Origin of the sequence: Okeania sp. SIO2C9 (assembly GCF_010672455.1) — a bacterium.
Classification (GTDB): Bacteria; Cyanobacteriota; Cyanobacteriia; order Cyanobacteriales; family Microcoleaceae; genus Okeania.
Map to the genome: position 1 here is coordinate 24,884 of NZ_JAAHGO010000062.1, position 9,994 is coordinate 34,877.

3 protein-coding genes are annotated in these 9,994 nt (G+C 33.1%); 1 reads left to right on the forward strand and 2 read right to left on the reverse strand.

All coding sequences use genetic code 11. The features are described 5' to 3' along the window. The first annotated feature begins 1,137 nt into the window (after window positions 1-1,137). On the forward strand, window positions 1,138-1,275 hold the full coding sequence (locus tag F6K23_RS30655; RefSeq protein WP_293163050.1) for a hypothetical protein: 138 nt from the start codon (window positions 1,138-1,140) through the stop codon (window positions 1,273-1,275). 1,533 nt (window positions 1,276-2,808) lie between these two features. Here F6K23_RS30655 and F6K23_RS30660 read toward each other — a convergent pair. Beyond that, window positions 2,809-2,973 carry a hypothetical protein gene (locus tag F6K23_RS30660; RefSeq protein ID WP_293163053.1) on the reverse strand — a complete coding sequence of 55 codons (165 nt, stop codon included), beginning with the start codon at window positions 2,971-2,973 and terminating at the stop codon, window positions 2,809-2,811. Between the two features lie 403 nt (window positions 2,974-3,376). Then, on the reverse strand, window positions 3,377-8,854 hold the full coding sequence (locus tag F6K23_RS30665) for a glycosyltransferase (RefSeq protein WP_293163056.1): 5,478 nt from the start codon (window positions 8,852-8,854) through the stop codon (window positions 3,377-3,379). Window positions 8,855-9,994: the final 1,140 nt, after the last annotated feature.

A 9,994-nucleotide genomic window follows, 5' to 3' on the forward strand; every position in this document is an offset into this window, starting at 1 on the left:
CTTAATCATAACATCATTGTTACTAGAGTCTATAATAGCTTTAGTTCAATCATGATTATCTAGTCAGATAGTTAAGAGTTATAGTAGTCTTTTTCTCCTACATTTGATTTTTTTATTGTGCTTTGTCAATCTAGATTTTACTGTTTTTTTTATTTATTACATTAGTTAGTTTCCTACCCTGTATTAGCATCATTATAACTCCCATTTTTAGGATATAAAATTACGTTTTATTCAGGCTTTTTAAGAATTAAATTCTGTTTGATTTAGATTATTTAAAATTTGACTTGATTTGCAGTCTTAATCTCAACTTCATTTGCTAACCAGAACTGCAATTATTACAATCCTTTTATACATTGTTTAGTAACAAAAACAAGAGAGTTAATTTTTGGGTGGTGGTGCATTTTTATTATTTTTGTTACGAGAACAGTGGGAGCATCTTGCTCCCATGCCACGCATTCCTTTTTCCTGTACACCATTACGGCTGTAGGACTACCAATTTTTGTTGTCTTACTATCTTCTTTTACCGTGACAGAATTAAGCAAAAAGTCTATAATGATTTAATTGCATATACTCATGAAATTAAGGAAACTTGGGAACAAGACTCTCGTGAATTAATAAATCTTAAACCACTTTCTAACATTAAAGACCTTCTTTTAAGTACGTTAAGTAATAAATCTAAAAATAAAATAATAAACCATATTAAAGAAGCGTGTACACCCTATCTAGAATTTAAGCTGAGAATGAATATAGGTTGCCAAGATTAGTTGATACTTTTGCTTTTAATATAACTTTTAATTCTTGCTCAATCTCTCAATACTAATTCATTCTTCAAATATCATAAATAAATTAGGGCTTGCTGATTAACTTTCAAAGCTTTTATATGTAAATATTTGAGCCTTTTTAGAGTTAAAAAAGGTCTATGGTTTTTGGTCTAGGGAGCTAAAAAAAATCAGGGTTTTGAGTAGATAAGGAGAGAAAAATAAAGGGATACTTCTTCCTGCTAATTCCTCTAAATTATGAATTCTACCCTCAACCATAAGACTTTTTCAGTAAACCCTAAATTAGCTGACATCTGAATGCTTGCTTTATATATATTCTCAAACAGAAAACTACTCAAATAAAAGCGGAGGTATTAAAATGAGTTGGGAATCAGAATTTGCTTCTCAGTGGCAAACTTTTATGGATATTTTGGAAACTAATATTCGTCGCCAAGTTAAAAGTAATGGTAGTTTAAATTCTGCTTTTGTTAATAGTGTGATTAAAAATGAAGTTTAAAAATGGTCAAACAGTAATCACTTTAATGGTGCTTGGTTACGAAAATTAAACCGCGAAAAGCCTTCTCTTTATGAGCAGTTTCGCACTACCTTAGATACATTACACTCAAGCAGTAGTATATCTTTTAATAACCCTTCAATTGTCTTATCTGTTATGGGAGGAATAGGGATATGCGTAATTCTAATAATTTTTGGGTTTCTCCACTTGCTAGTACAATTAGGATTAATTTCGTTAGTGCTGAGACAAGAAGTTTTAACCACTGCTCTAGCTTCTATAATTATCTTGCCTATTCTCAAGAATATAGAAGCTAAATAAAGAGAAAATCAGCTCAATCAATTAATTGATAATCTTCAACAAGATTTGAATTTTACTGGTGAAAAATTAAGAGATATTGCAGCTAAAGCTGAAGAAAAGTTGTATAGCAAATGACCGAGCTTGACTATAAATCAGTTATGAGGGATTGATATGGTAATTTAATTTTTTGGTCGTCTTATACCAAATTGATAAATGTTTGCTACAAATAGCTAGGGTATTTCTTAGGAGTTAGTCCTCAGTCCTCAGGAGTCGTATGGGAATGGCTTTCATACCATTTTTTAGGGTGTAAATTATCTTTTTTGTCAAAGGGACATCTCCTGTAAAGTTTTTTTTATCCCTCTTACTATTCGTAACATTCTTTTTTAAAATTGGTCTTAAGCACAGATATTATTTACAGATTTAGATGGATTTTTTGGTAGTCCTGTAGATTTAGCTATCTTCATAAATAAGCTCCTTTTACCTTAAGCATTTAGCTCTTAGCAGTCAGCACTTTCCTGGGGGATGTTACGCAAACAGTAAATAATGAATAATTCTTTATAAGCTTAAAGAAGCTTCAACAATTAATAATTAATTATTAATAATTACCTCTTCTTTTCAAGGAGAGGATTGACTAATCATGAAAATTTTTTCTCTCTTGGTCGATTGGAGGTCAGCTCCGAGACCTCGCCATCCCTCGACCGCTTGTTTCTCCTTTAAAAGAGAGGCATTTTACCTGAATTATTCGGTAATTTGACAGTAAGTTTTAACTCTATCCAAATTTATCAATTGCTTTTATAGCAATTCCCAAAAAGCGTGAGGTACAAAATTTTAGGTTTGAGGGAACAGGGAATAAAAAGACAAAAAGATAACTGTATCTCACGCTTTTTGAGAAACGCTATACCTCCTCTAATCATCAATAGTTGATAGCTAATAGCTGACCACTGTTAGCTCCGCATTCGGACCGAAATGCTTACCTTTCACTGATAAGGAGCTTAACTGCAAAAATCACTACTTGTACACCACTAGGGATTTTTCAAAGGTTTTCTAGAAAGATAAATATACATACAACAGATTCCAGTTATATTTATATGAAGTACAGATATTAACAATTAAAGGTTCCCAGTGCGGGTATCTTGTCCGCGACGGGTGTACTTCACTAAGGTGGAATCCGCTGTATATATTTTTTTGACAGAAATAACCCAGAATATCATTTGCTATTGAAAAATAATATAACACTATTTAAAAGTTATGTCTATCTAAATTTTCGAGGATTGAAATAACAGTAAAAGTATCCTGTTGAAGGCTTAATTTATAGAGTAATATTCCCAGAGGAATATTAGAGCGATAATGCTCCGCATCGCTACCGCGAACGCCTGTTTTTGTATAAGCATTTCCGTTTGTCACCGCGAAGCAAACAGCGGTCAGCTATCAGCTATTAATTCATTGCTTTTATAGGAGGAATTAGTATTGAGAGATTTAAAGAGAATTCAAAGTATTGGAAAAAAACTCACCTTGACCTTAGCAATGTATATTCATTATTGATGAAACAGCTAAAAACTGACTGTGAGCTAGCTTAATGTTTATGTTTTTGCGGGAAAGGAATAATCAAGTTGATACCCATTAAACTCTAAAAAAATTCCCTCACTTCCAAAACATTTTGCCAAATATAGCAATATGATTTTAGTTGTGAGATATTGGAGACTTTTGTTCTAGGGAATAGGGAATAGATATGGATATGGAGGGAAGAAACGAATACATAAGAATCAGAAAACTGCTATATTCTATGCTTTAAAGGAAACCTCAATTCTCACATCTGATTCCTGATTGCTATATTCGGAAGTGAAAAATCACAACAAGACAAAACTGTTAAATCAAGATCGTCGGCAAGAAAAGCAGCAATACTTTGTCTAACTGCGGAGTTACTATTACTACAAACATTCCCTTTCAAATACACAATTAAATCTTTGACATACTCACAATATTTTTCCAATTCTCCAACTTCCTGAAAATTTAGAGGTCTAGCAAATAGAAAATTCAGAAAATCAGTAAAAATCCATTTTGGCAAAACAGCTTTACGATAATTTATTGGTAACTGAAAAGCAAACCGATAAAGCAGAAATACTAAAAGATTTTGCCAGAGATTTTTTGTGGAAAAATTTTTCTGTAGATTAACAATAAAATCTTGTTCGGAAGCAGTTAAAACTTCATTTTTTATCTCACTATTGAGCAGAAGTTTATAAATTTCACCTATTTCAGCTTGATAAAAATATTTCAATTGTTCATTTGACAGACTCAACAACTTTTCAGCGAGTTGGCGACGTAATTGGCGAAGATTATTTAAAACCGACTCATCACCAGGAAAGCGACGATATTGTTCGACCAAATTTGGCAGTTGAGAAAAGTCTTTTTTGAGCAAAAATCTTAATTTTTGTCTGACAGTTTCTTTCACCTCTGCAGCTAAAAAACTATAAAGGGGATTCTCCAAGATTTTCTGATAAAACCTTTGATAATCTTGAGGATTTTTCCCAGAAGTAAGATTAATTTGAGTTTGTTGGCGGGGATGAATACGAAGTTGAGATAAAGGCTTATCCACAAATCCAATTTTGTAATTTCCCATAATCCTGAACCACATATCTATATCTAATACTTGAGTCAAACTAGAGTCAAAAAGTCCGATTTTTTCAAAGACAGTTTTAGGAATTAATACTGTTGTTGGTTCCCCAATTTTATTCAGGCGATATTTCATTAAATTAGGGTCTAATAATAAATCTTTTCCTGACTGAATAGTTTTCAAATTTGACCAATCTTTGTGTAAATCTTGAGTACCACGATAAGCAGCTATACAAGTAGAATTATTTTCTGCACCAGGTTCTAAAATTACGCGACGGCGAGAAAATACTAAGCCTATTTCTGAATCTTCTTCTGCTATTTTGACAAGCTCTTCAATACAGTTTTTTTCGAGCAAGTCATCCTGGAACAAGAATTTAATATATTTGCCTCTAGCTTGGGAAATACAGAAGTTTAAATTTCCCACTAAGCCATAATTTTGATGGCAAATAATCCGAAATTCTATTTGTGGATTTTCCGATTGTAATGATTTTGTTATTTCGAGGGTTTTGTCAGTGGAATTATCATCAGAAATTATGATTTCTAGGTTGGAGTAAGTTTGGGAAAGGGCACTATTAATTGCAGCTCTGATAAAATTTTCTCCGTTGTAAGTAGGAATACAAATACTAACAAGTGGAGATTTCTTCCTTGGAGAAGACTGAGATAATTTTGTGCCTGGAATATTAGTAAAGTTTTCCGTAATTTGAGCAATATATTCAAGGCGAGTATTGATTTTTTTACCCATAGCTTCTGGGCTGAGTAATGACTTAATATCTTCAGCAGCTTTTAATCCAATTTTTTGAGCTTGGTCAGAATTATTAAACACATATTTCATCAAATTGGCGCAATGTTCGATGTTAGGATTTGCCCAAATATCTCCTTGTTTATATGGTCCGTAATTATCAGCGATCGCTACTTTTTCATATTCGACTAAAAAGCTATTTCCTACATTCATAAATTCAGTATTTGATGAATAGCCAGTGGCAATAACTGGTTTGCCATAAAACATTGCTTCTGCCATTGTTAAGCCAAAGCCTTCGGCGCGATGTAGAGATACATAACAATTGCAATGGTAAAGCAAGGCATTGATTTTTTCTTTGGATAAATATCCATCTATATGTTTAATATTTGAGGAGTCTCCGATACTATTTATTAGTCGTGATTTATCTCTAGGAAATTTTTGAGAATTGGATGATTTTATCAGGAGCAAAACATCTGGGTTTGAGTTTCCAAATGCTTTTTTAAATGCCGTAATTGTGGCGAGTGGATTTTTTCGTTGGAGGCGACTAAAAAAGTCAAAGATAAATAGAAAGATAAATTTATTTGTTGGTAAACCTAGTTGTTTTCTACTAATTTTCGGAATTGGTAGAGAAATGCTGGGCATCATTTTTATTACAGGAATAGATGACACCATTGAGATAGATTCGGCACAGTAATTACTGTAAGTCCAAATTTCGTGAAATGGTGTAAATGCTGTTATCCATTCTGGAGGAAATGTCGGAAGTTCCCATGCCCAAAAACCGATGTTATATTTATTGGTGAAATATTGTCTTACAGTTGGTTTTTTGAGAAAGGTTTTGACTTCATTGGCGTTGACTTGAAATAGGTTGATTGGATGTGGGTTTTCTTGGGTAAATTTTTGGTAGGTTTTGTCGGAGTTTCTATGGGGAGTGCTGATAATGTTGTTGATAACAAAGGGAATGTTTGTGGTTTCTACTGCTCGAAGTGTTGCTCTTACTCCTTCTCCTATTCCTAATTCTCCTTTAACAAAACCTGCAATATTAATTCCCAATTTTTGAGGAGTTGTTGGAGTTGATAAAAGTTCGTTTATCTCTGTAAGTTTTTCTGGTTTTGGGGAATTTTCTTCTTTCCTTCTCACTGCTGCTTTTTCCTGGTATAAAATTTGAGTTTTGTCTGAGAGTTGTTGAGATTTTGGGGTAGATTTTGGGAGATTGAAAGAATTTACTCCTTGATTTATACCTCCTACTTTTCCCTGGTGTAAAAATTCAGTTTTGTCTGAGATTTGTTGAGGTTTTTGAGTAGATTTTGGGAGATTGAGATAAATTTTTTCTTTCTTCTTGCCTCCTGGTTCTTGTTGCTGAAAAAATTCAGTTTTGTCTGAGAGTTGTTGAGGTTTTTGAGTAGATGTTGGGAGATTGAGATAAATTTCTTCTTTCTTCTTGTCTTCAGGTTCTTGTTGCTGAAAAAATTCAGTTTTGTCTGAGAGTTGTTGAGATTTTGGGGTAGATTTTGGGAGATTGATAGGAATTTCTTCTTGATTTATCCCTCCTCCTTTTCCCTGGTGTAAAAATTCAGTTTTGTCTGAGAGTTGTTGAGATTTTGGAGTAGATTTTGGGAGATTGATAGGAATTTCTTCTTGATTTATCCCTCCTCCTTTTCCCTGGTGTAAAAATTCAGTTTTGTCTGAGAGTTGTTGAGATTTTGGAGTAGATTTTGAGATTTTGAGGGAATTTACTTCTTGTGGCTGAAAAAATTGAGTTTCATCTGAGAGTTGTTGAGATATTTGGGTAGATTTTGGGATGTTGAAAGAATTTAGTTCTTGATTTATCCCTCCTCCTTTTCCCTGGTGTAAAAATTCAGTTTTGTCTGAGAGTTGTTGAGATTTTGGAGTAGATTTTGGGAGATTGAGAGAATTTAGTTCTTGATTTATCTCTTCTACTTCTTGTGGCTGAAAAATTTGAGCTTTATCTGAAAGTTGTTCAGATTTTGGGGTAGATGTTGGGAGATTGAGAGAATTTACTTCTTTCCTTTTCCCTCCTAGTTCTCGTTGCTGAAAAAATTCAGTTTTGTCTGAGAGTTGTTGAGATTTTGGAGTAGATTTTGGGAGATTGAGAGAATTTAGTTCTTGATTTATCCCTTCTACTTCTTGTTGCTGAAAAAATTCAGTTTTGTCTGAGAGTTGTTGAGATTTTGGAGTAGATTTTGGGAGATTGAGAGAATTTAGTTCTTGATTTATCCCTTCTACTTCTTGTTGCTGAAAAAATTCAGTTTCATCTGAAAGTTCTTGAGATTTTGGGGTAGATGTTGGGAGATTGAAAGAATTTAGTTCTTGATTTATCCCTTCTACTTCTTGTTGCTGAAAAATTTGAGTTTTGTCTGAGAGTTGTTGAGATTTTGGGATAGATGTTGGGAGATTGAAAGAAATTTCTTCTTGATTTATCCCTCCTCCTTTTCCCTGGTGTAAAAATTCAGTTTTGTCTGAAAGTTCTTGAGATTTTGGGGTAGATGTTGGGAGACTGAAAGAAATTTCTTCTTGATTTATCCCTTCTACTTCTTGTTGCTGAAAAATTTGAGTTTCATCTGAAAGTTGTTGAGATTTTGCGATAGATGTTGGGAGATTGAGAGAATTTAGTTCTTGATTTATCCTTCCTCCTTTTCCCTGGTGTAAAAATTCAGTTTTGTCTGAGAGTTGTTGAGATTTTGGGATAGATGTTGGGAGATTGAAAGAAATTTCTTCTTGATTTATCCCTCCTCCTTTTCCCTGGTGTAAAAATTCAGTTTTGTCTGAAAGTTCTTGAGATTTTGGGGTAGATGTTGGGAGATTAAGCGAATTTAGTTCTTGATTTATCCCTTCTACTTCTTGTTGCTGAAAAATTTGAGTTTTGTCTGAGAGTTGTTGAGATTTTGGGGTAGATGTTGGGAGATTGAAAGAAATTTCTTCTTGATTTATACCTTCTACTTCTTGTTGCTGAAAAATTTGAGTTTTGTCTGAGAGTTGTTGAGATTTTGGGGTAGATGTTGGGAAATTGAGAGAAATTTCTTCTTGATTTATACCTCCTCCTTTTCCCTGGTGTAAAAATTGAGTTTTGTCTGAGAGTTGTTGAGATTTTGGGGTAGATGTTGGGAGATTAAGAGAATTTACTTCTTCCTTCTTGTCTCCTCCTTCTTCCTTGCCTAAAATTCTCTCGAATGTTTTGAGATAATCCCGATTTTGTCTAAGAATTTTTCGGAGATTTTCCGCATCATATTTTAAGAGTGCTTCACAAAAAGCTGGAGAGATTTTTTTCTCCGTTAATAAATGGAGTGATGAATAGTTAGTATAAAAATTGAGGTGAAATTTCTGAGCAATAATTTGGAGAGATTTAACTGTATATATAGATATGTGTTGACCTTCATCTGTAGCATAGTACCACCACTGATTAGGTTTAGGATTGTCTGGCGGTAATATTTCTGTGCTGAAAAGGATATTTTGGGAGTAATTTAAAATTTCTCCAATATCAGAAATAGGATTAACTAAATGTTCTAGTAGTTCAAAAGCAGTAACTAACTCATATTTTTGGTTTAGAGTAGCTGTAAAATTTTGAGCAAAGAGATTTTCACAGTATTTGTCTTGCCAATCAAACTTGTATTTAATATCCCGCATCAATCTCACAAATAAACCATATCCACCACCGAAGTCGAGGAATTTTTCCTCTGAGTCAAACAGTCGATCAATAATATTCTTTGTAACTTGAGATAACATCAAATTTCTGAAGATTAAACCCTCATCGCTAGAGGCGATCGCTTGAGAATAAGCTTCATTTAACCAGTAAGGATATTCTGTTTGGATAAAGTTGCAGTTTTGACATTGAAAGTAGTCGATTTTATATTTTTTGTTGAGGATATGAGCTTCAGCAAATTTTAAAGAAATAGATTCACATATTTTGCATTTCATCATCTGTTTGTATCTAGGTTTGTTAATGGTCTTAATATTTATATTGGTTAAGTCTAACAGATTTAACTATTTATATATAAATAAGTGATCGTTTATCTATCTGCCTCAGTAAAAGTGGAGTTATATAGAAGAAGTTCTCATCATTTTACTTGGATGAGGGTTAGCTAATACCGTTTCACGAAAGTTATAAGTCAAAAGCGAGTGCGTAATTCTGTAGAACTGAAAATATCTAATTCCCACTCAAATTTTTTCTGGTTAAAAGTTGAGTCTTCTCAGAGTTTGAATGGCTATGAGTTGTTAATTTTCTCTAGATTACTTTCTGAGGGTAATTGATTTTTTTGTCTCGCCTAGAGTCAGAGTTCAAATATATGTGTCACCTGACTTTTGATTGTAGAAAAAATCAAAATATCGCCAAATTTTCCCATATATATATAGATGTATAGAGAGTATTTAGATTTGGTAGTGAATTTTCTTTAGTAGAGCTAAAGATATCTAATTCCCACTCAAATTTTTTCTGGTTAAAAGTTGAGTCCTCTCCGAATTTGAATGGCTGTGAGTTGTTAATTTTCTCTAGATTACTTTCCGAGGGTAATTGATTTTTTTGTCTCGCCTAGAGTCAGAGTTCAAATATATGTGTCACCTGACTTTTGATTGTAGAAAAAATCAAAATATCGCCAAATTTCCAAATATACTGCTCTAGATATTTATAGATGTATGGGAGATGATTGGGCTTTGTTGTTAATTTTCTTTAGTTGAGTTATCTCAGAATTTGAATGGCTGTAAATTGTTGATTTTCTCTAGATTACTTTCTGAGGGTAATTGATTTTTTTGTCTCGGCTAGAATCAGGTTTTAAATATATACTTCACCTGACTTTTGACTTGAGAAAAAATCAAAATATCGCCAAATTTCCAAATATACTGCTCTAGATATTTATAGATGTATGGGAGATGATTGGGTTTTGCTGTTAATTTTCTTTAGTAGAGCTGAAAATATCTCATTCCTACTCAATTTTTTCTGGTTAAAAGTTGAGTCTTCTCAGAGTTTGAATGGCTATGAGTTGTTAATTTTCTCTAGATTACTTTCCGAGGGTAATTGATTTTTTTGTCTCGCCTAGAGTCAGAGTTCAAATATATGTGTCACCT

Excerpts from the sequence above, each read along its gene's own strand:
- F6K23_RS30665 (WP_293163056.1), bottom strand. The coding sequence starts at position 8,854 with ATGATGAAATGCAAAATATGTGAATCTATTTCTTTAAAATTTGCTGAA.
- F6K23_RS30655 (WP_293163050.1), top strand. The coding sequence starts at position 1,138 with ATGAGTTGGGAATCAGAATTTGCTTCTCAGTGGCAAACTTTTATGGAT.